Below are 24,290 nucleotides of genomic sequence, written 5' to 3'. Positions count from 1 at the left end.
TCAGCCCATGAACATGGCCAGCATGATCGCGATGTAGTGGCATACGAAACCCAGGATCGTGCAGGCGTGGAACACCTCGTGGAAGCTGAAGACCGCAGGCAGCAGGTGCGGGCGTTTGAGTGCGTAACAGACGGCCCCGCCGATGTAGAAGACGCCACCGGTAATGACCAGCAAGGTCGCCGCGACGTTCGCAGCGAAGAACGCCGGGAGGTAGACCAACGAGAGGCAGCCCATCAGGATGTACAGCGGCGTGTAAAGCCAACGGGGCGCGTGCATCCAGAACACGCGAAAGATCACCAGGGCCGCGCCCAGGGACCAAATGATGATCAGCAGCACCTGGGCTGCGTCCGGGGACAGCAATGCCACGGCCAACGGCGTGTAGGTGCCCGCGATGACCAAAGCGATATTCGAATGGTCCAGCCGACGCAGCACGGCGTTCATGCGCAGGCCCCAGTAAAAGCGGTGATACACGGCCGACGTGCCGAAGAGCATCACGGCGGTGATCGAATACACCACACACGCGACACGTAGTTCCATGGAAGGCGCCAGGAAAACCGCGATCAGGCCCAGAGCCAGGGCCACGGGGGCGAATCCGGCGTGGATCCAGCCGCGCCACGCGGGCTTCTTCTCGATCATCCGCTCCGCCGCCGCACCCAGACTTTCCGTGGCCCGGTGCACCGTGGACCCAATGTCGGTACTGTTGCCCTGCGTCATGTCACCAGTCTCTTTCTCCGCTACCGATCGGAGCGAACACGAGGATGTCCGGGGATTCGCTTGGCCACCGGCGGCTGCCCCTACGGGTAGTTTAGAGGGCATGGTTGAGTGTTGGCCCAGTCGAAACAGGGGAGGATCGTCACAGTGAAACTGCCCCGTCCGCTGTACTCCCTGTACGAGTCGCGCCTGGCCAGCAGCCTGAAAAAGGACACCTTGCCACATCACGTGGGTGTTCTGGTGGACGGCAACCGCCGGTGGGCCCGTCAATTCGGCGCCTCCACCACGGACGGCCACAAGGCCGGCGCCCAGAAAATTGTGGAATTTCTGCACTGGTGCGCGGATTTCGGCATCGACGTGGTCACCCTGTACATCCTCTCCACCGAGAATCTGAAGCGGCCGCAGGAAGAACTCACGGCGCTGATCGAGATCATTTCCGGGCTGGTCACCCAGCTGCAGGACGAGGCGCTGTGCCGGATCCAGCCGGTGGGTGCCTTGGATCTGCTGCCACCCCGGCTGCGTGATCAGGTCGCGTGCATTGCGGAATCGACCGCGGACAACCCCGGTCCGCATCTGAACATCGCGGTGGGCTACGGCGGGCGGCAGGAAATTGTCGACGCCGTTCGCGAAGTCATCAGGGACGCCCGAGACCGCGGGGATTCGGTGGAAGCATTGGCGGAGACACTATCCGTGGAGGACATTTCCGCGCGCCTCTACACTCGGGGCCAACCGGACCCGGACCTGCTGATCCGCACCTCCGGCGAACAGCGGCTGTCCGGTTTCCTGATGTGGCAGTCCGCCTACAGCGAGTTCTACTTCTGTGAGGCCCTGTGGCCGGACTTCCGCCGCGTGGATTTCCTGCGCGCCCTGCGTGATTATGCGAATCGCCAGCGGCGCTTCGGCAACTGAGTCCCCAGCCCGAATTCACGCTCCGTTCACTGCGTGTGTGACGTGCGCATCCCTGCGGTCCCTACGTTGAAAACAACCGGTAACCCCTCAGCAACCGGTTGAACCCACCGTCGGAAGGTTTCCATGACCGTCAGCACCGAATCCGTAGTTGCACCGTCCGCCCCGGCCACGGCCCGAACGGCTCGTTCCTACGTGATCGATACATCTGTCCTGTTGTCCGATCCCCGCGCCATCCTGCGGTTCGCCGAGCACCGCGTGGTGCTGCCCGTGGTGGTCATCACGGAACTCGAGGCCAAGCGTCACGATCCCGAACTGGGGTTCTTCGCCCGCAAGGCTCTGCGGCTGTTGGACGACCTGCGCGTGGAACACGGGGGACTGGACCGTCCCATCCCGTTGGGCACCAGTGGCGGTTGCCTGGTCGTAGAACTCAACCACGTGGCGGACACCGTGCTGCCCCAGAGCTTCCGGCTCAAGGACAACGACTCGCGCATTCTTTCCGTGGCCAAGAACTTGGCACGAGAGGGCCACGACGTGTGCGTGGTGTCCAAGGACCTCCCGATGCGCGTGAAAGCATCCGCGCTGGGGCTCGAGGCCGACGAATACCGCGCCGAATGGGTGGGCACCGATGACGAGTACAGCGGCACGGCAATCTTCGACGTCACGGACGAGGAACTCGAGCAACTGTATGCAGAGTCACGGGTGCATCTGGACGGAACCGCCGGGATGCCCACGAACACGGGTCTGATCCTGCATTCGTCCAAGGGCCACGCGCTGGGACGAGTGCACGAGAACGGCAGCACCCGCCTGGTGCGTGCGGACCGCGACATTTTCGGTCTGCACGGCCGTTCCGCCGAGCAGCGGCTGGCGATCGACCTCCTCCTGGACCCCGAAGTGGGCATCGTGTCCTTGGGCGGCCGCGCCGGCACCGGCAAATCCGCGCTGGCCCTGTGCGCCGGACTGGAGACCGTGTTGGAACGCCGCGAGCACCGCAAGATTATGGTGTTCCGTCCGCTGTACGCCGTGGGCGGCCAGGACCTGGGCTACCTGCCCGGCACTGAGGAGGAGAAAATGAACCCGTGGGGTCAGGCGGTCTTCGACACGCTCTCGTCGGTGGTGTCTACCACCGTGGTCGAGGAGGTCGTGGCCCGCGGCTTGCTCGAAGTGCTGCCCCTGACCCACATCCGAGGTCGCTCCCTGCACGATGCGTTCGTGATCGTGGACGAGGCGCAGTCACTGGAGCGCAACGTGCTCCTCACCGCGCTCTCGCGCATCGGGCAGAACTCCAAGGTGGTCCTCACCCACGACGTCGCCCAGCGTGACAACCTGCGCGTGGGGCGTCACGACGGAATCATTGCCGTGGTCGAGGCTCTTAAGGGGCAGACACTGTTCGGTCACATGACCCTGAACCGCTCCGAGCGTTCGCCGATCGCCGCGCTCGTCACCGACGTTCTGGAGCGTTCGGACATGTAGTCCGCGCTCGTCTCCAGATGCCGACGCCGCTCGGTGGCCTAGTTCTCGATGGTCACCGGGCGGCGTCCTTCGTCACCTGGATCAGCCCAGCGGAATGGGCCACGGCACATGGTCCGAGACGTCCGTGAGGTTGAAGTCCATGTCGGTGAAGAGGTCGTCCAGCAAGTAGTCATCCACGGCCTCGATGCCCAACTTGTGCCCCTGACCGGCGAAGGGACCCTCGAGCACCGAGGAGTACACACACACGCCGGTCGCGGTGTCCACGGCAATGCGCGTGCGCCCGGGCGCCAGCGGGTGTTCTGCAGTGAAGGGGCGGTAACGGACTCTCGGCGTGACGGTGGCGAGCCAGACCTTGCGGTTCGCGAAGCGACCCTGGACCACATCCGTGAGATTGGATGGCCGCTGCTCGGGCAGGTTGTTGGGAATGGGGGCGGAGCCCACACACTCGACCGGGTCCAGGACCGCTTGCCAGCGGCCCCCTCCGAACATGGGGTCGCCATAGGCGGCCTCGGGGCGGCGTCGTACCAGGCCGTCGTCGTCGTAAAGGGGTGTGACGAGCGCGGGTGGAAGCAGCCATGACTTGGGGGTGGCGGTCACGTAGAAATCGTCGCGGGACTTCTCGAGGGAGGTGGCCGTGTAGAGCAATTTGCCCTGCAGCGTCTCGACGCGCAGTTCCGACGGCCGCCGAATCCACGCCCGCACAGGTAGCGCTGCCGGATGGTTGTCGCTCTCCGTCCAGTGCAGCGTGAACTGCAGCGTGTCCCACCGCCACGGGGACGATCGGCACAGCGCGGCGAACTGATTGGCCGGTACGGTCACTCGGGCGGGGCGGGATTCCCACGGTGCGCTCATGCGTCCAGTCTAGGAACTCGTACTGCACATCCGCTGAGGTGGCTGACGGTGTCCACGGGCGCGCTTAGGATGGGGACCATGATGCAGCCAATGACGGCGGGTGTCGGGGTGTTCGTGGGGGACCAGCTTCACGCTGCCAACGCTTCAGGGTGGTTGGCCGCGGCGACCTGTGCCCTGGGTGTCCTGGTTCTTGCGTGCACCGGAGTGTGGTTGGCCGCGACCGACATCCGCTACCACCGGCTGCCGCGCAAAGTGGTGTGGCCGCTGTACCCCGCCGTCACCGCATCCCTGGGAGCCTCCGCGAGTCTCGGTGGTGAACCCGTCCGGTGGTGGTGGATGCTATGGGGCTTCATGATCATGGGCGGGCTGTTCGTTCTGCTGCGCCTTGTCTATCCGGCCGGCATGGGTCTGGGAGACGTCCGGCTGGCGGGAGTCCTGGGCATCGCCACGGGTTTCGCGTCCGTGAGCCACACGTTCATGGCCATCGCGGTGACCTTTGTCCTGGCCGGTTTGTTCTCCGCGGCTCTCCTGGCCACGCGCAAGATCGACATGTCCTCCCGGGTAGCCTTCGGACCCTTCATGTTGGTGGGCAGTCTGGGAGTCTTGGCGTTCATGTAGGCCGGTCGGGTAGACAGGAAGCTCAGCGTGCCAGCTCGACCAGCAGGAGGACCGCCCCGTGGCCACACCCGAATTCATCGTGGAATTGCGCAAGAAGATCGGTCACGACCTCCTGTGGCTGCCCGGCTGCACCGCCGTGGTCGTCCACGAGGGCAAGGTTCTGCTCGGTCAGCGCTCCGACAACGGCACCTGGGGTCTGATCACCGGCATTGTGGAGCCGGGGGAGGACCCGGGCGTTGCCGCACGGCGCGAATGCCTCGAGGAAACCGGTGTGGACGTTGAAGTCCAAGCGCTCGTGGGGGTCAAAGCCTACGACGCCGTACGGTTCCCCAACGGAGACGTGTGCCAGTTCCTGGACCACACCTTTCTGTGCCGTTACGTGAGCGGCGAGGCGCGGGTCGCGGATGACGAATCCTTGATCGTGGGCTGGTATGACCTGGCTGATCTGCCGTCAATCCCCGCGCACCAGCTGGAGCGATTGCGTGCGGCCCTCGAGTTCACCGGGGTCACCGCATTCGAGCGTTGAGTTCCCACCCGAATAAACCCGGTCTCATGTGAGACGCGGCTGTCGCTCATCTGATATTCTCCAGTGTGACCCAGCTCTCCCCGCTGCGGTTGGCTGCACACCCCTGGAGGATCTCGTGAGTTCTGACCATGCTGCGGGACAGGCCCGCCCCCTGAATCGTTCGGTCCTCGACGCGCTGGAGATTCCGGTGCCCGGATATGACCGCTCCAACGTCACCGTGGGGATCGTGCACTTTGGTGTGGGCGGCTTTCACCGAGCGCACCAGGCGATGTACCTCGACCAGCTGATGAATAAAGGCGTGGGGCTCGACTGGGGCATTGCCGGCATGGGGGTGCTGCCCGGGGACGCTGCCATGCAGAAGGCCCTGGAGGAACAGGATCACCTGTACACGCTGGTTCTCAAGCACCCGGACGGCACGTTGGAACCGCGAGTCATCGGGTCGATCGTCGATTACGTCCTGGCACCGGCTCAGCCTGAACGCGCCATGAACGTGCTGACCGCGCCCAGCACGCGCATCGTTTCCCTGACCATCACCGAAGGCGGCTACAACTTCAATCAGGCCACGGGGCGGTTCGATGAGACCAACCCCGGCGTGGTGCATGATCTCGAGCAAGCCCAGGCGGCGGAGAGAGGACTCTCCGCCGAGCCGCCCGCCACCGTGTTCGGCCTGGTCGTGGAGGCGCTGGCGCAACGCAGGGCGGCGGGGGTCGAGCCTTTCACCGTGATGTCCTGCGACAACATCCAGGGCAACGGTGACATGGCACGGGAGCAGTTCACGGCCTATGCCCGGCTGCGTGATCCCGAGCTGGCGCAGTGGATCCAGGAGACCGTTCCTTTCCCCAATTCCATGGTCGACCGCATCACCCCGGTCACCACGGACGCGGACCGCGAACTCGTCACCCGTGAGTTCGGTGTGGTGGACGCCTGGCCAGTCGTGTGCGAACCGTTCACCCAGTGGGCGCTCGAGGATTCCTTCGTGTCCGGGCGGCCGCCGTTGGAGGACGTCGGTGTGCAGGTCGTTCCCGACGTGGTGCCCTACGAACTCATGAAGCTCCGGTTGCTCAACGCCAGCCACCAGGCCCTGTGCTACCCCGGCTACCTGGCAGGCTACCGCTACGCGCACGAGGTCTGCCAGGATCCGCTCTTCGTGGAGTATTTACTGGCCTACATGGATCGTGAAGCCACGCCCACCCTGCAGCCCGTGGAGGGAGTGGACCTCCACGCCTACAAGCGCCAGCTGATCGAACGATTCGCAAACCCCCATGTCCGGGACACTCTGGCGCGATTGTGCGCCGAGTCCTCCGACCGGATCCCCAAGTGGCTGGTTCCGGTCATCAAGCAGAATCTGGCCGCCGGAGGAGACGTCACCCTTTCGGCCACCATTGTGGCCTCGTGGGCGCGCTACGCCGAAGGAACGGACGAGAACGGGCAGCCGATCGACGTGGTCGATCAGCGCAAGGACCGTGTCATGATTGCCGCCGCGCAGCACGATGATGACGAACTCGCGTTCATCCGCGACCCCGAACTGTTTGGCGATCTAGTGGAGTTCCCCGAGTTCACCACACCGTATCTCGCGGCGCTGCGGAGTTTCCGTAGCCGAGGCGCGCGGGCCACGATCCACGCGGCGGTTGACGGAACTCTCGCCTGAGCCGCCCGGTCTCCGAGCGGCGTCGTCAGCTCAATTGGTCCTGGTACCTGCGCCGCAGCGCCCCGTAGCGCGCGCGGAAATCGCCCACGCCGGTGTCGCCGGTGGGTGCCAACTCGCTGTCGATCACGCGAGGCCAGTCGGGTTGCTGCCCGGTCGCGGCCCATGCGGCTTGGCGAGCGGCACCCAGCGCCACGTATTCCGCGGAGCGCGGGACACTGACGGTCAGGTTCAGGGTGTCCGGGAGGACACTGCGCAGCGCGTCCGACTTGGCGCCGCCTCCGATGAGCAACACCCGCTCCACGTCCACGTGGATATCGCGCAGGATGTCCAGGCAGTCCGCCAGTGAATTCGCCACGGCCAGGACGGCGGAGCGCGCGAGATTTTCTCGCGTGAACGACGCACGGGTGAGGCCGTCCAAGCGGCCAGTGGCCCCGGGCAAATTGGGCGTGCGCTCGCCGTCGAAATAGGGGAGCATCGTGAGTCCGCCGGCGTCGCTGGGTCCGCTCGTGGCCAGCCGCGTGAATTCGTCCAGATCGGCTCCCAGCGTCTGGGCCGTGGTGGTCATGACGCGCGCGGCATTGATGGTGCACAGCAGGGGGAGGTGCTGGCCGGTGGCGTCCGCGAAACCGGCAGTGACGCCGGAGCGGTCAATGGTGGGTTCGGCGCTGCACGCGAAAACGGTGCCCGAGGTGCCCACGGAAATGGTCACCTCGCCCGGTTCCAGGTTCAGTCCCAGCCCGGCGGCGGCATTGTCTCCCGCGCCCGCGCCGACCACGGCGGGTGTACCGCCGGCTCCGCGCCACTCCGCACGGAGGGTTCCGGCGGGCTCGTGGGCGGCCAACACCCTCGGAAGTTGCGGAACCGCGCCGAAATACTCCTGCAGCAGCTCGGGCCGGTACTGATTGTCCGTGGCGTTGAAGTAGCCGGTGCCGGAAGCATCCGAGCGATCCGTGACGAACTCACCGCTCAGGTGGAGGGTCAGCCAGTCGTGCGGCAACATGACTCGTTGCACCCGGGCGGCGGCACGGGGCTCGTTCTCGCGCAACCATGCGAGCTTGGCCAGGGTCATGGAGCTCACGGGCGCCATATTGACCGTTTCCATCCACCAGTCCACGCCGTGCTCGCTCACCATGCGGGCGGCCTGCGGCGCGCTGCGCACGTCGTTCCACAGCAGCGCGTCATGCACGGGTGCGCCCTGGGCGTCCACGGCCACCATGCCGTGCTGTTGCCCGGCCACGGATACGCCCACCACATCGCCGCGCTCGGCAACTCCCGCCTCCCGCCACGCGGTCTTGAGGGCCTCCAGCCACACGTGTGGATCGACACTCGTGCCGTCCGGGTGGGGTGCCGTGGCGGTGGCGAGCACGTTGCCGCTCTCCAGATCCACCACCACCACTTTGCAGGACTGTGTCGAGGAATCGATCCCCACCACGGTTGCAGACATATGCGAATACCTTTCGGGAATCTAGGTCAGCCGGCGCTGGCCGGCGTGGGTTCGGGGCGGTCGACGAGTGCGGCCAAAGCTTGGCGCAGTGGCTGGTCACACACAAGAACATCAATGAGACCGGCACGTGCGGCTGCTTGGACCGCAGGTGCCCGGCCGGCGTCGTAGGCTGCGGCCACGGTGGTACGAGCGTGTCTGATTTGATCGACCGAGGCAGCCACGACCATGGACTCGACCGGCGACTCGACCGGCGCGCCGTCCGCAGCCAGGAGATGTCCCGAAATTTCGGCGACGGCGCCCGCGGCGCGGGCTTGTTCGGCTACCTCAGGGGGCACCCTGTTCCACACGGACGACAGCTCCGGCGACCAGGCCCCGATCGCGATCAGGGCGACGTCCAGGGCATTGGCCCGGTCGAGCGTCCGTGCAAGTTCCGGGCTTGTCATGAGCGCGTGAGCGTTCTGCACAATGAGTGGCGCCCACAGCGGCCACGCGGATTGGCAGGCCAGGTCCGCCAGGAGTCGGGGGGCGGCATGGTTGTCCTCGTCAGTGAGCGCTCCCGCCAGTTGGATGACTTGATTGTGGGGCAGCTGCGGCAGCTCCCGAGTCACGAGTTGAAGAGTGCGGGACCATGAAATGCCCAGCACATCTCCGGGCTCGACCTGGTCCATGAAGACACGGGCGGTTTCCCTGGCCAGGGTGTGACGATCGGCGGGCCACGGCCCGGCCCCCACCGTGACGACCCGATGGATTCCGAGTGCCTGGGCGAGCTGGGCGTCCTGGTCATTGTCCGGGACAACGATCTCGATGCGGACGATTCCGGTGTCTTGCGCCTCCTGGATGAGCGCGGCCACCTGGAATCGCGACAAATTGATCTGTTTGCCGATCGCCACCTTGGATGCGCCGTCCACGAAGTACAGCTGGGCCAATTGAGCCAGTAATTTTTGGCGCTCCGGTGGATCACTGGGGGGCCATGGATCGGTTGTGGGCATTTCTCACCGCATCTGAGGGGTCGACTCTTGATCATCTGAGTCTATATGACTACGATCACATCTCAGATGTGAATCTTAGGATTCTCACTTGAGAGTAGCTGTCGCTAGCTGCGCTCTTCCGACATCAGAACATCGATGACAAGGAACATCATGCGTCACAGCACAGCTGCTCCGGGTCGCACCAAGGGCCGAAATCGCACCACCGGGCGCCGGGGAGTGTGGTGGCAGGCCTTGCTACTGGCCCTGTTCACGGGCTTCGCAATGACCGGGTGCTCCGCGTCCGCGGACGAAACCAAGGACGAGATCGTCGTGGCCATCGTCTCCAATCCGCAAATGCAGGATGCCATGGAACTGCAGGACGAGTTCGCCAAGGCCCACCCGGACGTCAACGTGAAATTCGTGTCCCTGCCCGAGAACGAGGCCCGCGCCAAGATCACCGCCTCTGTCGCTACCGGTGGTGGCGAGTTCGACGTGGTGATGATCTCCAACTACGAAACCCCGATCTGGGCCGAAAACGGTTGGATCGAGAACCTCCAGCCCTACATCGACAAGACCGAGGGGTATGACGATCAGGACTTCATCGGTTCGATCCGCGAGGCGCTGAGTTATGAAGACGCCATGTACTCCGTGCCGTTCTACGGGGAGTCCTCATTCCTCGTCTACAACGAGGAGATGTTCAAGAACGCCGGCGTCACCATGCCAAAGAACCCCACCTGGCCGCAGATCAATGAGCTGGCGGCCAAACTCGATGACCCGGACAACGGTGTCTCCGGTATCTGCCTGCGCGGACTGGCCGGCTGGGGTGAGGTCATGGCGCCGCTGAGTACGGTCATGAACACCTATGGCGGCGGCTGGTTCGACCAGGATTGGAACCCCACCCTCACCTCTGACAAGACCAAGCAGGCCGTCGACGAGTACGTGAATCTGGTTCGCGAACATGGCCAGCCCGGCGCGGCGACGTCCGGCTACGGCGACTGCATTACCCGCTACAGCCAGGGAAACGCTGCCATGTGGTATGACGCCACGGCCATGGTGTCCTCGATCGAGGACCCCGCGTCCTCCACCGTTGCGGGGAAGAACGGTTACGCCCCCGCCCCCGTCATGGACACCGAAGACGCGGGGTGGCTTTACAGCTGGTCACTGGCCATCCCCAGCACCTCCAATCACAAGGACGCCGCGTGGGATTTTGTCTCCTGGATGACCAACAAGGACTACATCCAACTCGTGGGTGAGCGCTTCGGCTGGGAACGCGTGCCACCGGGATCGCGCTATTCCACCTACCAAGTACCCGAGTACCGCAAGATCTCTCAGGCGTACGCGCAGCCCACACTGGACGCCATGGACGGCGCGTCCCAGGAAACCTCCATGACTCACCCGGTCCCGTATGACGGCCTGCAGTTCGTGGCCATTCCGGAGTTCCAGGATCTGGGTACCCGTGTGGGCCAGCAGATTTCGGCGGCCGTAGCCGGTCAGATCACCGTCGACGAGGCCCTGGAGCAGTCCCAGGCCTATGCAGAACAGGTGGCTCGCACCTATCAGCGTGAGGAAGGCCAGTAACCGCTATGTCCACATCAACCGGGGCCGCCCGTCCGAGCCGCCCACGCACATCTCGCGCTCAAACGCCGCATCGCAGTGATGCGTGGCAGCGGCGCCTACCGCTACTGCCGGCATTGATCTTCACGATCATTGCCACGCAGATCCCGTTCCTGATCACCATTTGGTACTCGCTGCGCTCGTGGAACCTGTTGAATCCGGCCTCGGACGTGTTCGTCGGTCTGAGCAACTACATCGAGATTTTCGCCGACCGCACCTTCCGCCAGGTTGCGATGAACTCGGTGATCTACACCCTCGGCTGCGTGCTGATCGCCATGGTGCTCGGCATCCTGTTCGCGCTCCTGCTCGACCGCAAGTTCCTGGGCCGTGGCGTGGTGCGAACCCTGCTGATCACACCGTTCCTGATCATGCCGGTGGCGGCAGCCACGTTGTGGTCCACGTCCATGTTCAACCCCACGTACGGTTTGGTGAACTGGGTGTTGGGGATTTTTGGAATCCCAGCCGTGGATTGGACGTCATCCCACCCCGTCATCTCGATCCTGATCGCCCTGGTGTGGCAGTGGACCCCGTTCATGATGCTCCTGATCCTGGCGGGTCTTCAGTCCCAGCCCAAGGACGTTCTGGAGGCCGCGCAGATGGACGGCGCTACCGCCCTGCAGACGTTCTTCTTCATCACCCTGCCGCACCTGCGCCGCTACATCGAACTGTCTGTGCTGTTGGGTGCGATTTACGTGGTCAATACCTTCGACCAGATCTATTTAATGACCGCCGGCGGGCCCGGTACCAGTAGTGCCAATTTGCCGTACTACATCTATCAACGCGCCTTCCTGGGCTTTGACATCGGTCAGGCCGCAGCCATGGGCGTGGTGGTTGTCATTGCCACGATCATCATTGCCAACTTCGCCCTGCGATTGATTTTCAAGGGCTTCATGAGCACGGAGCAGAACTGATGAGCACCACCGTTCAAACGCAGACGCCCCCGGTAGAAACCTCGCAGCCGCCTGCGCCTCGCACGCGCAAAAGCGGTGGTGCGGGATCCGCAGCGCTGACCCTGTTCACGTGGCTGCTGGCCCTCGGGTTCTTCATGCCCGTCCTGTGGATGGTGCTTACCTCGTTCAAACAAGAGGCCGACGCCGCTTCCAACCCTCCCAAATTCTTCTTCACTCCCACACTGGATCAGTACAAGGCCGTGTTCGAGGCCGGTGCGGGCGGATATCTGTGGAACTCGGTCATCGCCACGGTGGTCTCCACGATCCTCGTGATCGTGATGGCGATTCCCGCCGCCTACGCCGTGAGCATCCGACCGGTGGAGAAGACCAAGGACGTGTTGTTCTTCTTCATCTCCACCAAGATGCTCCCGGTGGTCGCCGTGATCATGCCCATTTACGTTGTCGCGGGCAAACTCAAGGTTCTGGACAATGTGTGGACCCTGGTGTTCCTGTACACGGCCATGAACCTGCCGCTGGCGGTGTGGATGATGCGATCGTTCTTCCAAGAGGTCCCGCGCGAGGTGCTCGAGGCTGCCCAGATGGACGGCGCATCGCTGATGACCACGATGCGCGTGGTGCTGATCCCCATGGTCGCACCGGGTATCGCATCAACAGCCCTGATCTGCGTGATTTTCGCGTGGAACGAGTTCTTTTTCGCCCTCAACCTCACGGCCGCGGACGCAGCCACCGTGCCCATCATGCTGGTATCCACCATGACCAGTGAGGGCCTCTTCCTGGCCCGCCTCTCGGCGGCCAGTGTCTTGGCCTCACTGCCCGTGGTGCTTGCCGGGTGGATCGCGCAGAAGCAGCTGGTGCGCGGTCTGTCGATGGGCGCCATCAAGTAGCCGACGCCCATCGGCCCCGTCAGGGGTTCACGACAGCTTTCAACGCGCCTGGGCGCGTCCCAGCGGTCAATGCCGAGGCGACGTCGTCCAGGCCGTGGCGTGAGGTGACCAAGGAATCCAGGTCCACGTGGCCCTGCTCAACCATGCGGATCGCGGTGTCCCACGTGTTGGCGTAGCGGAAAATGCCCGTGAGGTGCAGTTGTCGCTCCTGGACCAGGGGTACCGGCAGGCGGAGGATGTCCGCGCCCATTCCCACGAGCACCACGCGACCACCCGGCGCCAGACGCGCCATCCCGGCAAGGATCGCGGGTTCGGCACCGCTCGCGTCGAGCAGCACGGTGTATCCGCTGCCGGGGAAGGGACTCTCCGGGGACGGCCCGTTGTCCGCTCGGAACGTCTTCGTGGCCCCGTAGCTCTCAGCCGTGTCGAGGCGGTCATCGCGGGTGTCGGTCACCACCACGTCCAGGGCGCCGGCCAGACGAGCGCACTGGGCGGCAAGTAGCCCCACCGGTCCGGCACCGGTCACCAGAACACGGTCGCCCAGGGTGACACCCGCAGCGCGCACGGCACTGATACCCACGGACAGCGGTTCGAGGAGTGCGGCGGCGTCGTCGGAGAGTGCGTCCGGAACGGGATGCGAGAAGGCGGCGGGATGGGTCACGTACTCGCAGAACACGCCGTCGACGGGCGGAGTCGCGAAGAACCGGACCGCCGGGTCCAGGTTGTACTGCCCGTGCAGCGTCTGGGACGAGAACGGCTGGGGGATTCCTGGCTCCAGTGAGACCCGCTGGCCCACGTGCCGGTCGTGGACGTCCGTTCCGACCGCAACGATGACGCCGGCGGGTTCGTGGCCCAGAATCAAAGGCTCCTCCACCACGAAATCACCGATCCGCCCGTGCTCGTAGTAGTGGGTGTCGGAGCCACACACACCCACCGAGGTGATGCGGATCAGCACCTCGTGCGGGCCGGGATGCTGGACGGCACGCTCCTGGATCTCCAACTGATGCGGAGCCCGCAGCACACTGGCCCTCATGGTGGCGGGGATAACGGGAATGTCGGCGGGGTTGGTGGGAGTCACGGTGGTGGCCTTCCGATAGTCAGTGAATGCAGACCAGAAATACAAGAAACGTCACGCGCCCCCGAGAGGGCGCGTGACGTTTCGGATCATGGGCAAGACATCAGTCCGGGAGTCGTTCGCCCGTGCCGGCGTCGAAGAGATGGAGCCGGTCGCCACCGGCACTGACCCACAGGGTAGATTCCGCGGCCGGTGGTTGCCGGCCGTCCACACGAATCACAATGGGACTCTCGTCCGCTTCCGCACTAATCCCGGTGTTCGGAACGGTGTCCTCATCGTGACCGGCCACCCCCGCAATGGGGGTGACGTGCTGGTCGGATTGGTGATCCAGGTGGCCGTAGACGTACGCGTCCGCCCCGAGTTCTTCCACAATATCCGCGACGACCGCCAAACCCTGTCCCCTCTCGGACGGCACCAGATCTTCCGGCCGGATGCCCACGGTGACCTCGGAACCGGTGAGTGCTTCCCGAGCCGCAGCGCTGAGAGGCAGCTTCAACGTGCCCAGTTCCACCGCGCCGTCCTGGGTCACGGGGGCGCGGAAGAGATTCATGGCGGGGGAGCCGATGAAACCGGCCACGAACTCGTTGGCCGGGCGATCGTAGAGCTCGCGGGGCGTATCCACCTGCATGAGACGCCCGTCCTTGAGGACCGCCACGCGATCACCCATGGTCATGGCCTCGGTCTGATCGTGGGTCACGTACACCGTGGTCACACCCAAGCGGCGGGTGAGGGAGGCGATTTGGGTGCGGGTCTGCACACGCAGCTTGGCGTCCAAGTTGGACAGCGGCTCGTCCATGAGGAATACCTGGGGCGAGCGCACAATGGCGCGTCCCATGGCCACGCGCTGGCGCTGACCACCGGACAGGGCCTTGGGCTTGCGGTCCAGGTACTCGGTGAGGTCCAAGATCTTGGCTGCTTCCTCGATGCGCTTGGTGCGCTCGGCCTCGCCCACCTTTGCGATCTTGAGGGCGAAGCCCATGTTGTCGCGCACCGTCATGTGCGGGTACAGCGCGTAGTTCTGGAAAACCATGGCGATGTCACGATCGCGGGAGGCGGTGTCGGTCACCTCGTTGTCGCCGATGTGAATGGAGCCGCCCGTCACGTCCTCCAGGCCCGCAAGCATGCGCAGGGTGGTGGATTTGCCGCAACCGGAGGGGCCCACGAGGACCAGGAACTCGCCGTCGGCGATATCCAAGCTCAGGTCGGAGACGGAGGGGCGCTCGGCCCCGGGATACTGACAGGTCACCCTGTCGTAGCGCACGCTGGACATGTGATTCCTCTTTCCCGGCAGGCACGTGCCGGACGATCCGTAGGAGAAAAGGATAGCGGGAGTGACCCGTGCCACTCTCATGTGAGATCATAGCGAAGCTCATGTGATAACCGCCACCCCTGTCACCAATGAAGAAAGGGGAACAACCCGGCCGACTCAGCCGCGCGGAATGTTGCGCAGGTTGGAGCGCGCCATGGAGACGGCCTCGCCCGCGCCACCGTTGAAGACAATCTTGGACATGGCGGTGGCGAACCCGAAGACCTGGGTGCTCTCGATCTGCGGTGGGATCGACAGGGCATTGGGGTCCGTGATGATTTCCACCACTGAGGGCCCCCGGTGTGCCAGAGCGGTGGTGAACGCGCCCTCCAGGTCCGTGGGTCGTTCCACGCGAATCCCCTGCAAACCGGCGGCCTGTGCAATGGCCGCGTAGTTGGTCTGCGGTACGTCCACGCCGAAATCAGGCATGCCGTCCACGAGCATTTCCAACTTGACCATGCCCAGCGAGGAGTTGTTGAACACCACCACGGTGACGGGCAGGTCGTAGACGGCCAGTGTGAGCAGCTCACCCATGAGCATGGACAGTCCGCCGTCGCCGGAGACCGAGATGACCTGGCGGTCCGGGTAGGCCAGTTGCGCGCCGATGGACTGGGGGAGGGCATTGGCCATTGAGCCGTGCCGGTAGGAGCCGATCACGCGCCGGGTTCCCAGCGGGTTGATGTAGCGGGCCGTCCACACGTTGCACATGCCGGTGTCCGCGGTGAAAATCGCGTTCTCCGAGGCCACCTGGTCCAGGATCGACGCCGCGTATTCCGGGTGAATGGGCGTCATTTTCTCGACGTTGCGGGTATACGCGCCCACGGCCTTGTTCATGAGCTTGTCGTGCTTGGCGAGAGTCTTCTTGAGGAACGAGCGGTTCTTCTTCCGCTTCAATTCCGGCAGCAGCTTGAGGATGGTCGATTTCACATCACCGTGCACGGGGATGTCCACGCCGGTGCGGCGACCGATCACGGAGGCATCCGTGTCCACCTGGATGGTGGTGACGTCCGGCAGGAACTGGTCGTACGGGAAATCCGTGCCCAGCATGACCATGACGTCGGCGCCCTTGAGTCCCTCGGCCGCGGCGCCGTAGCCGAGGAGGCCGGTCATACCCACGTCGAACGGGTTGTCGTACTGGATCTGGTCCTTACCGCGCAGCGAATGCCCGATCGGGGCACCCAGGGTGTCCGCAAGGGCAATCACCTCGTCGTGGGCGCCGGCCACACCGATCCCCGCGAAGATCGCCACATCCCGGGCGTTGTTCAGGGCGTTCGCCACGCGCTCGATGGTCGCGTCCGAAGGGACGATGGCGCCCGATTCCGGCACGCAGAACGGCCGGGCATCCGCCTGGGTCTCGGACTCGGCGATATCACCGGGCAGCGTGATGACGGCCACGCCCGGAACCGTCATGGCGTGCTGGATGGCCGAGCTGACCACGGCGGGGGACTGCGTGGGAGTACTGATCAATTCGGAGTACACCGAGCACTCGTTAAACAGGCGGTCTGGGTGGGTCTCCTGGAAGTAGGAAGAACCGATGTACTGCGACGGAATGTGGGAGGCGATCGCCACCACGGGTGCCCCCGAACGGTTGGCGTCGTAGAGGCCGTTGATCAGGTGCAGGTTTCCCGGCCCGCACGAACCCGCGCACACCGCCAATTGGCCCGTCAGTTGAGCTTCTGCGCTCGCGGCAAAGGCGGCGGCCTCTTCGTGGCGCACATGGACCCAGTCGATGCCGCCCTTTGTTGCGCCGCCGGTGCGACGGACCGCGTCCACGATGGGGTTAAGGCTGTCCCCCACCACGCCGTAAATGCGCTGGACGCCCGCGTCCATGAGCTGCTGGATGATTTGCTCTGCGAGTTTCACGTGTTGCTCCTACCGAACGGGGGTGACCGTGGCCCGGTCACAAGCTTGCTTGTGACCCAGCCTAGGCGGGCATGTGCGCATGGGGGAGGGGTTTGTGAGGTGCGGAACCGAGAGGGGTGCGTTGAGTCACCCCGGGAGCGTGTCAAGAAAAGCTTGACACGGTGCCCAGTGTCAATGTTTCCTTGACGTATGACTTGCGAACAGACGACCCACGCACCCCGGACCCGCGCACGCTGGAGCGATATCGACTGGGCGGCCATTGACTGGACCGCCGTCAACTGGGCAGAGACCGCCTCGCCCCGAATCAACTGGGTTGATTTCTACCGCGGTGCGCCCACCCTCGACGTCGCCGGCGGAACCATCCGTCCCGCCCGTGGCACCTCCGCGGCGACAGATACCAAGGCAGCCGACATCGGTGCGGACCACGACGACGCGGCGGCGTCGTGGCCCGCGCGGCGCGAATTCCCCGTGACGGTGTTCGGTATCCGCGAGTCGCAGCCGGGCCCGCGCTGGAAGGCCCTGTTCGACGCCACCTGGCCCGCCTACCGCTCGTGGTACCAAACCGGAGCAGGCGTGCGCCCCGACCTGAACGAGGCGCGCGGCATGCTCGAGAAGCACATGCCCGAGCTGATGCCCACGTGGCGCAAACTCGTGGAGCTCACCGGCAATGACGACGTCGCGGCGCGCTTTTTGACCATGTGGAACCTCCCCGCGTTCGCGCCGGCATGCTCGCAGGTCGCGCTCACGGGTGAGCAGACCTCACTGACCCGCAACTACGACTACGTCCCGAGCCTGTGGGAAGCCACCGTGTACTCCAGCGAATTCACCGGTCGCAAGGTCCTCGGCACCGGTGACTGCCTGTGGGGGCTGCTGGACGGCATGAATGACGCCGGCCTGGCCGTGTCCCTCACATTCGGTGGCCGGCCCGGATCGGGCCCGGGCTTCGCGATCCCGATCGTGATCCGTTACCTGCTGGAAGTGGCCGAGACCGCCCAGCAGGCACGCGAACTACTGCGCGAGTTGCCGGTGTCCATGTCGTACAACATCACCGTGGTGGACACCTCGGGTGAGAGGTTCACAGCGTTCGTGGCCCCCGGCCAGAAGGCCGAGTTCTTCGACGCCTGCATCGCGACCAACCACCGCGGCAAGGAGCCGGAGTACCCCGCCAAAGCCGCCCAGTTCTGCTCCGTGGAGCGCCTCGAGCACCTGGACCGCACCGTGGAGACCGAGATCAGCGCCGACGAGATGCGCGATCAGTTCCTCGAGGACCCGCTTTACCAGGACAACTTCTCCGGCGGCTTCGGCACGTTGTTCACTGCTCACTACCGCCCGGACGAGGGCTCGGTCGAGTACCGCTGGCCCGGTGTGTCCTGGAAGCGTGGCTTCGAGGACGCGGACGACACCCGGAGCGTTGTACTGGTGGGCCGCTGAGCCTCGGTGCCATGATGGACACGTGAGTACCGACATCCCTGAGTCCAGTGCCGGGCCGACTCCCGTGGCCCAGTTGGAACATGCGGCCATGGAAGCCGTGCGCCAGCTCGCCGCGAGTGGCGATCCGGAGGCGTTCCAGTCGCTGCTGCGATTGAGCGCAACCGTGGGTGAGTCCCTGGGGGCCAGCGCGCGCAACGTCGCGGCGGCGTCGTCGTGGACGGCCGTGGCCGGCGCGGCCGGGACTTCCCGGCAGGCGGCCTGGTCCCGCTGGAAAGCCTGACCGTTCCTTCAATGCTTCGGCCCCGCACGGTTTTTTCCGTGCGGGGCCGAAGCATTCAACCGTGCACCGGTGATCCGTCTCCGGGACCGATCAGTGTCCGGGGGCTGACGTCGGATCAGTAGGTGCCCGTCATGGTGGTGACGTCCAGAGCCTTGTCCAGCTGCTCCTCGGTGAGCTTCTCACCGTCCACGTATCCGAGCTCCACGGTGGCTTCGCGCACCGTCACCTTGTTGGCCACGGCGTGCTTGGCGATCTTGGCCGCGGCCTCATAGCCGATGGCCTTGTTGAGCGGGGTCACGATGGAGGGGGAAGCTTCCGCGAGGAAGGTGCAGCGTTCCTCATTGGCCACCAGCCCGTCGACCATCTTCTCCGCGGCAACGCGGGAGATATTGGCGAGCAGGCGGATGGACTCGAGCAGGTTGGCGGCCATCACGGGGATGCCCACGTTGAGCTCGAACGCGCCGTTGGTGGAGGACAGCGCCACGGTGGTGTCGTTGCCGATGACCTGGGCGGAAACCTGGATGGCCGCTTCGCAGATCACGGGGTTGACCTTGCCCGGCATGATGGACGAACCCGGCTGCAGATCGGGGATGTGCAACTCGCCCAGACCGGTGTTGGGCCCGGAACCCATCCAGCGGATGTCGTTCATGAACTTCATGTAGGAGTACGCGATGTTGCGCAGCTGCCCGGAAGCCTCTACCAAACCGTCACGGTTGGCCTGCGCCTCGAAGTGGTTGCGAGCTTCGGTGATCGGCAGGCCGGTTTCCTCGGCCAGCAGTTCGATCACGCGGGCGGAGAAGCCGTCCGGGGTGTTGATGCCGGTGCCCACGGCGGTGCCGCCCTGGGGAACCTCGGCCACGCGGGGCAGGGACGCGTCAATGCGTTCGATGCCGTAGCGAACCTGCGCGGCGTATCCACCGAATTCCTGACCCAGGGTCACCGGGGTGGCGTCCATCAAGTGGGTGCGGCCGGACTTCACGATGTTCTTGAACTCTTCGGCCTTTTTCTCCAGGGACGTGGCCAACACGTCCATGGCGGGCTTGAGATCGTTGATCAGCGCGTTGGTCACGGCCACGTGCACGGAGGTGGGGAACACGTCGTTGGAGGACTGCGAGGCGTTGACGTGGTCGTTGGGGTGGACCTCCACGCCCTCGGACTCCAGCGAGCGGGTGGCCAGGGTGGCCAGAACCTCGTTGGTGTTCATGTTGGAGGAGGTTCCGGAACCGGTCTGGAACACGTCAATGGGGAAGTTGTCGTCGTAGTCGCCGGAGGCGACGGCGTCGGCGGCGTCGCGAATGGCCTGGGCGCGCTGGGCGTCCAGGACGCCCAGTTCCTCATTGGCGGTAGCCGCGGCCTTCTTCACCTGGGCGAGCGCCTTGATGTGCTGGCGCTCCAGGGTGGAGCCGGAAATCGGGAAGTTGTCCACGGCACGCTGGGTCTGAGCGCGGTACAGGGCGTTCTTGGGAACGCGGACCTCACCCATGGTGTCGTGTTCGATGCGGTACTCAGTATTTTCTGCCATGACCCCTAGCTTATGCGCTCGGATCGGGGCCGGGCTTTCGGTGGCGTGCGGTGACACGCCACCGTGGCCGGCAGGATCGTGCGCGCTGTCAGCTGCGCTCGGGGAACCACGGGCCGTGACCGTAGACGAGCTCCGCCTTACCCGCGTCCAGGTGGTAGAACACGCCGATCACCGCAGCGTCGCCCTTGGAGACGGCCGCCGCGATCGATTGGGACTGGTCCAACATGCGCGAAGCCGTCTGTTTGGTGTGCTCCACGACCATGTCGGAGAGGGTGTTCAGACCCTTGCGCTTGGATTCCAGGACCGACGGTGTGATGCGCTCCACCAGGTCACGTTGAAAACCGCGGGGGAGCTCACCAGAGTCGACGGCGCCCTTGGTCGCGGTCACGGCACCGCACGAGTCATGACCGAGCACCATGATCAGCGGGGTGCCCAACACATCGATGGCGTACTCGAGGGTGCCCAGCACCGCGTTGTCAATGACCTGACCGGCCGTGCGGATCACGAACGCATCGCCCAGACCCAGGTCGAAAATGATTTCCGCAGCCAGGCGCGAATCGGAGCAACCGAAGATCACGGCGAACGGCTTCTGCGCGTGCTCCAGATCCTTGCGCCGCTGAGCGTCCTGATGCGGGTGTAGGGTCTCGCCGGCAATGAACCGCTCGTTACCGTCCTGCAAACGCTGCCAAGCGGCCTGAGGTGTCCTGGGTGTGCCGGTCGGCTTCTTGGCGTCGCTGATTTTCGGCTGGGTCTTTTCGCTCACGGTGGCTCCCGGTTCGACTCACGGTTGGCGCGCCAGAAGGTCCTGCCCCCGGGCACGTTCCTAGCTTAAACCCCGGGTCCTCACTCGACGGGACCGAAGCCGGTCTTCGACCTCAGCGGCCCTCGGCCAAAGCCTTCGCGACGTGCTCGAACTCACTCTCACCGGCCTTGCCGCTGAGAATCACGGTGGAGTCCTCGAGCGTGCCGACCCACGCGGTGAACTCCTCCTGCTTCCCCGAGGGGTCACGGTGATGAATGTCCCACGAAATTCCGCCCACGTCCTTCTGACCGGTCACGGGGATCAACTCGGTGCGCTGCGCCACCCAGGTGGGATTGGATTCGGCGGTCTGGACCATTTCGACCAGGTGGTAACCGGGGGACAGGTAACCAACGCTCCACAGCGGCACTCCCTCTTGGGAATTGGCGTCCCAGCGGGCGTAATTGGCGGTCCAGTCGTCACCGAGGTTCGGAGCCGCGGGGGTGAACTCGGCTTGGTCGGCCACGAAACCCGCCTCTTCGGACACGTTGACGTCTGCGCGGTAGGGCTGAGCGTCAGGCCTGGGTGCCAGCCACAGGAACGGCAGGATCAGCAGGAGCAGCACGGCCATCGAGATGATCATGCCGCGAATGGGCGCGTTGATCTTGGCCGCTTGTTTGGTGGTGATCTGGGGCAGCGGGGCGCCTTCCTCCGGGGTCGCGGAAGTGACCTGAGGCTCGTCAGGGTTGCGGGGCGGCGTTGTAGCGGAATCACTCACGAGTCCATTGTGCCGTGCCGCGACATACCCGCCCAATCGGACAAGGCCGGGGATATGCTGGAAAAGCACGCAAGGCTTGTGTGCTCGCCCACGACCACGTGCGATGCGAGGCACACCGGCGCAGCTGACTCGAAGGTGAGGAACATGGCGACTCAAACAACCGCAGGTAGCGCTTCAGGTAACGCGGCGGACCGAAATCTGGCCCTGGAACTGGTCCGCGTTACGGAGGCTGCCGCAATTGCCGGCGGTCACTGGGTTGGTGCGGGTGATAAGAACCGGGCGGACGGCGCAGCAGTGGATGCCATGCGTTCGTTCCTGTCCACCGTCAGCTTCAACGGCACCGTGGTGATCGGTGAGGGCGAGAAGGACGAAGCCCCCATGCTCTACAACGGCGAGCAGGTGGGCGACGGCAGCGGCCCCGCCTCAGATGTCGCAGTGGACCCCATTGACGGAACCCGATTGACCGCGTTGGGCATGAACAATGCCCTGGCCGTCATTGCCGTCGCGGACGGCGGTTCGATGTTCGATCCCTCCGCCGTGTTCTACATGGACAAGCTCGTGGTCGGCCCCGAGGCCGCGGACATGGTGGACCTGCGACTGCCGGTCAAGCAAAACCTGCACCTCGTGGCCAAGGCCCGCGGCGTGAAGACCAACCAGCTCACCGTGTGCGTGCTGGACCGCCCCCGCCACCAAGGCCTCGTGGAGGAAATCCGCGCGACCGGTGCCCGTACGCGCATGATTCTCGACGGCGACGTTGCCGGCGCCATTGCCGCGTGCCGCGAGGGGACGGGTGTTGACGTGATGATGGGGATCGGCGGAACACCGGAAGGCATCGTGACCGCGTGCGCCGTGAAGGCCACCGGCGGTGTGATCCAGGGTCGCCTGGCGCCGACCGACGAGGCCGAGCGGGAGAAGGCCGCCGAAGCCGGCCTCGACGTGGATCGCATTCTGACCACCGATGAACTGGTGACCTCGAACAACTGCTTCTTCGCCGCCACCGGCATCACGGACGGCGATCTCCTGCGCGGTGTCCGGTACCGCGGACCCCGGATCACCACCCAGTCCATTGTGATGCGTTCCAAGTCGGGCACCGTGCGCATGGTCGAGGCAGAGCACGTGGCCAAGAAGTGGGAGAAGTACGAGCGCGGCAACAACTGATCCACCCTCCCGCCGCTGAACTCTTCGCAGTGCATCAGCACACGCGCGCGTGATCGCCCCACCCGGGTGGTCACGCGCGAGTGCTGTCCGCAGCTAAGCTGTGAGACGGTGTGCTGGGCACTGACGAAAGGACGCACCGTGTCATTGAGCGTGAACCCGTGTGAGAACCGGAAAATGTGGGACGCAAGGGTTCGCGTGACCGGCGGGAATCCCCAGCTGCTGTGGGGCATCGGTGAAGCCGAATCCCTCACGGACGAGCAGATCAGCGTGGAACGCGTGATGGTGGATCGCGCAGATCAAACCATTGGTTATGGCCAGCTGCTGATCTATCCCGAGGACAAGCACACCGTGGTGGATGCCAGGTCCCTCCACGTGAAAAGTCCCCACGAACTCGTCGGAGTTCTCGGTGCCCTGCAGGACTATGCCCGCGAGACGCACCACGGCGCCGTCCTGCGTGTCAGCCCGGACACTGCGGTCAGCCCGCAATTACTGTCCGATCTCGACGAGGCGGGGTATCGGCGTCGTGACAAGATCCGCAAGGGTGAAGCCGGGCCGCGGGAACTGATTGTCCGCCTGGGCGAGACCGAGAGCGACCTGTCGAGGCGGCTGTCCAGCGGGACCCTTGAACGCTGCCGCGCCGGCCTCAAAATGGCCGGTGTCAAGGTGCGGCGCGTGTCCGCCACTACGCAGAGCCTTGCCAACGTGGGCCTGCGCACCGCGCACATCGACGATTTGCTCAAAGCCGTGGGTCAGGACTCCGTGTTCCTCGTGGTCACCGAACACGCAGAAGGTGAACAAGAAACCGCCCTGGGCTACCTGTGGTTCGTGCACACCGGCGAGTCCGCCATGCTCTACCGCGTGGGATTCACCGACCGCGCCCGCCAACTGGGCGTGGATGACGCGCTATTGCTCACCGGACTGGTGCAGTTGCAGCAGCGGCGGGTCCACAAGATCGTTGCGGGAGACCCGGACTCCGAGAGCCCGTCCGTGGTGCTGCGTGAACTCGCGGAGGACCGCAGAGAAATCCTGGGCGTGTGGGAGCACCCGCTGATCAGTGACTATCAGCTGGCCGGCCGGGCGGAGAAGACCCGCCACAAGATTTTCGGTGAGCGCTCGCCCCAGAAGAAACGTCGGTCCAAAGTGCTGGCTCCGCAGCCCGCTCGCGACAGCGACCCGGCGGCGCCCGAGACAGGTTCGCTTGCGGCGCAGGAAGCCAACAACCCCGTCGACGCCGATCCGGATCTCGCTCGCCAACCCGCGGCACCCAGACAGAAGACGCCACCGGCCTCGGCCGAACCCGCTGGGGGCGAGACGAAAACCACCGCTGGCCCGGACGAGCCGCCCGCGCAGGACAAGAAATCGCGACGCCTACCGGCGGTCTCCGTTCCCAGGCTGCCCACGCCCGCGCGCCCGTCCTTCATGACCAAGGACGACGCCGACGCCGCTTCCTCCGGTGCCGCTCCGGCCGAGCCGGGCAAGGTTCGCGGCTTCGCGCGTCGAATCGTGAGCGAGGGAACTGCCGCTATCCGCGATGCCGCGCGCTGGTGATCCCGAGGTCGCGCGGTTCCTCGGGGGCCGGTAGA

At 65.0% G+C, this 24,290-nt stretch carries 22 protein-coding genes; 12 read left to right on the top strand and 10 right to left on the bottom strand.

All coding sequences use genetic code 11. From position 1 onward, the window contains the following. A complete protein-coding gene (gene trhA, locus AC3ENJ_RS04900) occupies positions 1 to 714 on the bottom strand; it encodes a PAQR family membrane homeostasis protein TrhA (protein WP_190781749.1) in 714 nt (237 codons plus the stop codon). A 144-nt stretch (positions 715 to 858) separates the two neighbouring features. On the opposite strand from trhA, the gene AC3ENJ_RS04895 reads away from it, so the two are divergent. Together AC3ENJ_RS04895 and phoH2 are read left to right on the top strand one after the other, a co-directional pair. Beyond that, on the top strand, positions 859 to 1,620 hold the full coding sequence (locus AC3ENJ_RS04895) for an isoprenyl transferase (protein WP_190781748.1): 762 nt from the start codon (positions 859 to 861) through the stop codon (positions 1,618 to 1,620). 123 nt (positions 1,621 to 1,743) lie between these two features. After that, positions 1,744 to 3,090 carry an RNA 5'-3' helicase PhoH2 gene (gene phoH2, locus AC3ENJ_RS04890; protein WP_431813274.1) on the top strand — a complete coding sequence of 449 codons (1,347 nt, stop codon included), beginning with the start codon at positions 1,744 to 1,746 and terminating at the stop codon, positions 3,088 to 3,090. Positions 3,091 to 3,171: 81 nt separating this feature from the next. Here phoH2 and AC3ENJ_RS04885 read toward each other — a convergent pair whose 3' ends face one another. Then, positions 3,172 to 3,942: a hypothetical protein gene (locus AC3ENJ_RS04885; protein ID WP_431813273.1), complete on the bottom strand. Its 771-nt coding sequence runs from the start codon at positions 3,940 to 3,942 to the stop codon at positions 3,172 to 3,174. Between the two features lie 78 nt (positions 3,943 to 4,020). Between AC3ENJ_RS04885 and AC3ENJ_RS04880 the strand changes: the two genes are divergently transcribed. The 3 genes from AC3ENJ_RS04880 (at position 4,021) to AC3ENJ_RS04870 (ending at position 6,734) form a co-directional block, all read left to right on the top strand. Further along, entirely contained in the window at positions 4,021 to 4,560 is a 540-nt protein-coding gene (locus AC3ENJ_RS04880) for a prepilin peptidase (protein ID WP_431813272.1), read from the top strand. 58 nt (positions 4,561 to 4,618) lie between these two features. Continuing rightward, on the top strand, positions 4,619 to 5,086 hold the full coding sequence (locus AC3ENJ_RS04875) for an NUDIX hydrolase (protein WP_190781744.1): 468 nt from the start codon (positions 4,619 to 4,621) through the stop codon (positions 5,084 to 5,086). 115 nt (positions 5,087 to 5,201) lie between these two features. Beyond that, positions 5,202 to 6,734: a mannitol dehydrogenase family protein gene (locus AC3ENJ_RS04870; RefSeq protein ID WP_431813271.1), complete on the top strand. Its 1,533-nt coding sequence runs from the start codon at positions 5,202 to 5,204 to the stop codon at positions 6,732 to 6,734. Between the two features lie 25 nt (positions 6,735 to 6,759). Here AC3ENJ_RS04870 and xylB read toward each other — a convergent pair whose 3' ends face one another. Together xylB and AC3ENJ_RS04860 are read right to left on the bottom strand one after the other, a co-directional pair. Further along, positions 6,760 to 8,178: a xylulokinase gene (gene xylB / locus AC3ENJ_RS04865; protein WP_431813270.1), complete on the bottom strand. Its 1,419-nt coding sequence runs from the start codon at positions 8,176 to 8,178 to the stop codon at positions 6,760 to 6,762. A gap of 26 nt (positions 8,179 to 8,204) precedes the next feature. Then, entirely contained in the window at positions 8,205 to 9,167 is a 963-nt protein-coding gene (locus AC3ENJ_RS04860) for a sugar-binding transcriptional regulator (RefSeq protein ID WP_190781741.1), read from the bottom strand. Between the two features lie 150 nt (positions 9,168 to 9,317). On the opposite strand from AC3ENJ_RS04860, the gene AC3ENJ_RS04855 reads away from it, so the two are divergent. From AC3ENJ_RS04855 to AC3ENJ_RS04845, 3 genes are read left to right on the top strand one after another with little or no spacing between them, the layout of a single operon-like run. Then, entirely contained in the window at positions 9,318 to 10,724 is a 1,407-nt protein-coding gene (locus tag AC3ENJ_RS04855) for an ABC transporter substrate-binding protein (RefSeq protein ID WP_431813269.1), read from the top strand. A gap of 5 nt (positions 10,725 to 10,729) precedes the next feature. Further along, positions 10,730 to 11,671: a carbohydrate ABC transporter permease gene (locus AC3ENJ_RS04850; protein WP_431813268.1), complete on the top strand. Its 942-nt coding sequence runs from the start codon at positions 10,730 to 10,732 to the stop codon at positions 11,669 to 11,671. Next, positions 11,671 to 12,555, top strand: a complete 885-nt coding sequence (locus AC3ENJ_RS04845; protein WP_190781738.1) for a carbohydrate ABC transporter permease — start codon at positions 11,671 to 11,673, stop codon at positions 12,553 to 12,555. Before AC3ENJ_RS04850 ends, AC3ENJ_RS04845 begins: the two co-directional genes overlap by 1 nt. Positions 12,556 to 12,574: 19 nt before the next feature. On the opposite strand, the gene AC3ENJ_RS04840 is transcribed toward AC3ENJ_RS04845, so the two are convergent. The 3 genes from AC3ENJ_RS04840 to AC3ENJ_RS04830 form a co-directional block, all read right to left on the bottom strand. Next, positions 12,575 to 13,633: an NAD(P)-dependent alcohol dehydrogenase gene (locus AC3ENJ_RS04840; protein WP_431813267.1), complete on the bottom strand. Its 1,059-nt coding sequence runs from the start codon at positions 13,631 to 13,633 to the stop codon at positions 12,575 to 12,577. Between the two features lie 100 nt (positions 13,634 to 13,733). Beyond that, a complete protein-coding gene (locus AC3ENJ_RS04835) occupies positions 13,734 to 14,900 on the bottom strand; it encodes an ABC transporter ATP-binding protein (protein WP_190781737.1) in 1,167 nt (388 codons plus the stop codon). Between the two features lie 156 nt (positions 14,901 to 15,056). Next, positions 15,057 to 16,799, bottom strand: a complete 1,743-nt coding sequence (locus AC3ENJ_RS04830; protein WP_431813266.1) for a pyruvate dehydrogenase — start codon at positions 16,797 to 16,799, stop codon at positions 15,057 to 15,059. A 189-nt stretch (positions 16,800 to 16,988) separates the two neighbouring features. On the opposite strand from AC3ENJ_RS04830, the gene AC3ENJ_RS04825 reads away from it, so the two are divergent. Together AC3ENJ_RS04825 and AC3ENJ_RS04820 are read left to right on the top strand one after the other, a co-directional pair. After that, a complete protein-coding gene (locus tag AC3ENJ_RS04825; protein WP_431813265.1) occupies positions 16,989 to 18,230 on the top strand; it encodes a C45 family autoproteolytic acyltransferase/hydrolase in 1,242 nt (413 codons plus the stop codon). Between the two features lie 22 nt (positions 18,231 to 18,252). After that, a complete protein-coding gene (locus AC3ENJ_RS04820; RefSeq protein ID WP_431813264.1) occupies positions 18,253 to 18,510 on the top strand; it encodes a hypothetical protein in 258 nt (85 codons plus the stop codon). A 115-nt stretch (positions 18,511 to 18,625) separates the two neighbouring features. Here the strand turns inward: AC3ENJ_RS04820 and AC3ENJ_RS04815 are convergent, their stop codons facing one another. The 3 genes from AC3ENJ_RS04815 to AC3ENJ_RS04805 all read right to left on the bottom strand — a co-directional run bounded on the left by AC3ENJ_RS04815 (position 18,626) and on the right by AC3ENJ_RS04805 (position 21,549). Then, positions 18,626 to 20,032, bottom strand: coding sequence for a class II fumarate hydratase (locus tag AC3ENJ_RS04815; RefSeq protein ID WP_431813263.1), 1,407 nt, complete (start codon positions 20,030 to 20,032; stop codon positions 18,626 to 18,628). Positions 20,033 to 20,120: 88 nt separating this feature from the next. Continuing rightward, on the bottom strand, positions 20,121 to 20,795 hold the full coding sequence (locus AC3ENJ_RS04810) for a carbonic anhydrase (protein WP_431813262.1): 675 nt from the start codon (positions 20,793 to 20,795) through the stop codon (positions 20,121 to 20,123). A 112-nt stretch (positions 20,796 to 20,907) separates the two neighbouring features. After that, a complete protein-coding gene (locus tag AC3ENJ_RS04805; RefSeq protein ID WP_431813261.1) occupies positions 20,908 to 21,549 on the bottom strand; it encodes a DUF4245 domain-containing protein in 642 nt (213 codons plus the stop codon). A gap of 144 nt (positions 21,550 to 21,693) precedes the next feature. On the opposite strand from AC3ENJ_RS04805, the gene glpX reads away from it, so the two are divergent. Next, on the top strand, positions 21,694 to 22,707 hold the full coding sequence (gene glpX, locus AC3ENJ_RS04800; protein ID WP_190781730.1) for a class II fructose-bisphosphatase: 1,014 nt from the start codon (positions 21,694 to 21,696) through the stop codon (positions 22,705 to 22,707). Positions 22,708 to 22,845: 138 nt separating this feature from the next. After that, positions 22,846 to 24,255: a hypothetical protein gene (locus AC3ENJ_RS04795; RefSeq protein WP_431813260.1), complete on the top strand. Its 1,410-nt coding sequence runs from the start codon at positions 22,846 to 22,848 to the stop codon at positions 24,253 to 24,255. The last annotated feature ends 35 nt before the right edge of the window (positions 24,256 to 24,290 follow it).

This window comes from Kocuria sp. cx-455 (genome assembly GCF_057707085.1).
Note: the sequence above shows the minus strand (reverse complement) of the source record. Positions and strands in the feature narration are given on the sequence as shown.

Excerpts from the sequence above, each read along its gene's own strand:
- AC3ENJ_RS04860 (WP_190781741.1), bottom strand. The coding sequence starts at position 9,167 with ATGCCCACAACCGATCCATGGCCCCCCAGTGATCCACCGGAGCGCCAA.
- AC3ENJ_RS04850 (WP_431813268.1), top strand. The coding sequence starts at position 10,730 with ATGTCCACATCAACCGGGGCCGCCCGTCCGAGCCGCCCACGCACATCT.
- AC3ENJ_RS04845 (WP_190781738.1), top strand. The coding sequence starts at position 11,671 with ATGAGCACCACCGTTCAAACGCAGACGCCCCCGGTAGAAACCTCGCAG.
- AC3ENJ_RS04815 (WP_431813263.1), bottom strand. The coding sequence starts at position 20,032 with ATGGCAGAAAATACTGAGTACCGCATCGAACACGACACCATGGGTGAG.
- xylB (WP_431813270.1), bottom strand. The coding sequence starts at position 8,178 with ATGTCTGCAACCGTGGTGGGGATCGATTCCTCGACACAGTCCTGCAAA.
- AC3ENJ_RS04835 (WP_190781737.1), bottom strand. The coding sequence starts at position 14,900 with ATGTCCAGCGTGCGCTACGACAGGGTGACCTGTCAGTATCCCGGGGCC.
- AC3ENJ_RS04825 (WP_431813265.1), top strand. The coding sequence starts at position 16,989 with ATGACTTGCGAACAGACGACCCACGCACCCCGGACCCGCGCACGCTGG.
- trhA (WP_190781749.1), bottom strand. The coding sequence starts at position 714 with ATGACGCAGGGCAACAGTACCGACATTGGGTCCACGGTGCACCGGGCC.
- phoH2 (WP_431813274.1), top strand. The coding sequence starts at position 1,744 with ATGACCGTCAGCACCGAATCCGTAGTTGCACCGTCCGCCCCGGCCACG.
- AC3ENJ_RS04880 (WP_431813272.1), top strand. The coding sequence starts at position 4,021 with ATGATGCAGCCAATGACGGCGGGTGTCGGGGTGTTCGTGGGGGACCAG.
- glpX (WP_190781730.1), top strand. The coding sequence starts at position 21,694 with ATGGCGACTCAAACAACCGCAGGTAGCGCTTCAGGTAACGCGGCGGAC.
- AC3ENJ_RS04885 (WP_431813273.1), bottom strand. The coding sequence starts at position 3,942 with ATGAGCGCACCGTGGGAATCCCGCCCCGCCCGAGTGACCGTACCGGCC.
- AC3ENJ_RS04855 (WP_431813269.1), top strand. The coding sequence starts at position 9,318 with ATGCGTCACAGCACAGCTGCTCCGGGTCGCACCAAGGGCCGAAATCGC.